Annotated in this window: 4 protein-coding genes; 3 read left to right on the forward strand and 1 reads right to left on the reverse strand. The window is 61.9% G+C overall.

Translation table 11 applies throughout. The features are described 5' to 3' along the window. The coding region (locus VES88_01695; protein HYN80188.1) for a hypothetical protein at positions 1 to 221 on the reverse strand (221 nt) is incomplete at its 3' end. Positions 222 to 467: 246 nt separating this feature from the next. Here VES88_01695 and VES88_01700 point away from each other — a divergent pair. The 3 genes from VES88_01700 to VES88_01710 form a co-directional block, all read left to right on the forward strand. Next, positions 468 to 1,541, forward strand: a complete 1,074-nt coding sequence (locus VES88_01700; GenBank protein ID HYN80189.1) for an IS5 family transposase — start codon at positions 468 to 470, stop codon at positions 1,539 to 1,541. Between the two features lie 221 nt (positions 1,542 to 1,762). Next, complete coding sequence (locus VES88_01705) at positions 1,763 to 2,008, forward strand: hypothetical protein (GenBank protein HYN80190.1); 246 nt, start codon at positions 1,763 to 1,765, stop codon at positions 2,006 to 2,008. Positions 2,009 to 2,202: 194 nt separating this feature from the next. Continuing rightward, a partial coding sequence (locus VES88_01710; GenBank protein ID HYN80191.1) for a hypothetical protein occupies positions 2,203 to 2,419 on the forward strand: 217 nt, incomplete at its 3' end.

A 2,419-nucleotide genomic window follows, 5' to 3' on the forward strand; every position in this document is an offset into this window, starting at 1 on the left:
GCCGCCGCCGGGCCTTGGTCTGCCCAGGCGCACGAGGCCGCCACCACCCAGACCGCCGCGAAGAACGGGATCCACCGGGCGAAGTTGCCGAGCCTCCACATCTGGCCCCCCCGCGTATTGTCGTCACCAGACGGCCGGCCCGATCGGCTTCGCCATGATCCCATGTGTGTGTCGAACAGGTTGTGGACTTCGTCTCCTTCGAGTAGTCCCCGGCGCCACATCTCAAGGCGACACGCAGGAGAGTTGCAGCACAGAATCGAAGAAGAGAAAGTGCTCGAAATGATACTCCACGTGGAGCGACACCAGCCCCCCTTCCCACGAGGCACCTCGGTAAGCCTCCCGATCGATCGACAGCGGAAGGTAGACTGCTCCCCTTAGCAGGGTGCTGAAAAAGTGACTGAAAGGGGATCGACGGATCGATCCTCGTGTACTACCATGCTCCCGCCGTTTCTGAAGGGAGCGACCCGATGCGTGGACCCGACGATCAGACGAACCATATGTTCAGTTACCTCTCACCCGAGCAGCGGGTGCGTGCGGACCACCCATTGCGGGCGATTCGGGCCATGACCGACCGCGTGTTCGCCGAGCTGTCGCCGCGTTTCGCGAAGATGTATTCGGACATCGGTCGCCCGTCGATTCCGCCCGAGCAATTGCTCCGAGCCCTGTTGCTCCAATCGCTCTACACCGTGCGCAGCGAGCGGCTCTTGATGGAAGAGATCGACTACAGCGTGCTGTATCGATGGTTTGTTGGGCTGAGTATGGATGACGCGAGCTGGTCGCCCACCGTCTTCAGCAAGAATCGCGATCGGCTGCTCGACGGCGACATCGCGGGCGCGTTTTTTGATGCGGTGTTGGGCCAGGCGGCCGACGCCGGCCTGCTCTCGGACGAGCACTTCACCGTCGATGGGACGTTGCTGGAAGCGTGGGCGAGTCTCAAGAGCTTCCGGCGCAAGGATGCGGGGCCGACGCCCCCACCCGATGATCCGGGCAACCCGACGGTGAATTTTCACGGAGAATCGCGGCGGAACGACACCCATCAGTCCACCACCGATCCGGACGCCCAGCTCGCGCGGAAGGGCCCAGGCAAGGAGGCGAAGCTCTCCTACGCGGGCCATGTCCTGCTGGACAATCGCCACGGGCTGGTCGCCAATGTCTGCACCACAGCCGCCACGGGCACGGCCGAACGCGAGGCCGCGTCGCTGCTGCTGGGCGCGCTGGGGCACGGTGGCACCGTCGGCGGCGACAAGGGCTTCGACGTGCCCAGCTTTGTGGCGACGGTGCGCGACCTCGCGTTCACACCGCACGTCGCACAGAAGGTCAAAGGCAGCGCGATTGACGGCCGCACCACGCGCCACGCGGGCTACGCCATCAGCCAACAGAAACGGAAGCTGATCGAGCAAGTCTTCGGGTGGATGAAAACCGTGGGCGGGTTGCGGAAGCTGCGGCATCGGGGCGGCGAACTCGTTGATTGGATCGTAACCTTTACCGCGGCGGCGTACAACCTGATCCGCTTGCGTACCCTCTTGGCGAGGGCGACGTGACCTGGCCCGGCGACCGGCTCGGTCGCACGATGGCGACCACGCACGAGCGGAGTGCCCAGCGACCGGCATCGGCGCATGGGGAACTGGAAATGCTGTCACAAGTCACTTTTTCATCGGCCTGCTAGGCCGTTTCCTCCTCGGCAGGCTGGGTCTCGCATTTGTCACATGGCTCAAATCCCTTCCGACTTGGAATCGGTCCTCGCCGGTTTGATTTCGGACCGTTGATTTCGGTAACGATAGCCGGGCGTGAGCATCCTCTCGACGAAACGTGGGGGGGCGCGACGACGTTCTCGGGCATGTCGATGGCCGCACCGCAGGTTGGAGCAGGTGGGGCGCTGCACCTCGCAGGAAATCTTTGGGGCTACCCTGATTGGCGTGGAGAGCGTCCTCAGTTGCTTGCCGTATCGACCGGGACAACCAGCAAGGACGGCGCGGCGATCACGTTGCTCGACGTTGCATCGTTCTGATCGCTGGCTTCCTCAGATGCAGTCGCAGTTTGTCTTCTTGAACGCACGGGCGCCGACAAAAATTGTTATTCAGGGAGACTTTCTCGCCTACATATGCCAAATCTTGGCGTAAATTCGCAGATTCCACTTTGGCGGCAGTTTTGCAGCACTGCACGAAAGTTCCATCACTTCAGCATTGACGTAGGGAGGTTTCCATGCGGCTGTCTCTGGCTCCCCTGGCGTTGGCCACACTTCTGGTGGGTGTGTTACCCGCCAGCGCGACGATGATCACCTTCACTCTGGACACCGAGTTCAGCGGGGGAGCTATACCTTCCGGGTTCCCGACAGTAACACTAGATGATTCTGTCGCACTTGACTCAGTGCTAGTGACGATTACCTCGAATCTGTCAGGTTCCGAGTTCATCGACGACA

It is taken from the genome of Gemmatimonadaceae bacterium (assembly GCA_035633115.1).
Taxonomy (GTDB): Bacteria; Gemmatimonadota; Gemmatimonadetes; order Gemmatimonadales; family Gemmatimonadaceae; genus UBA4720.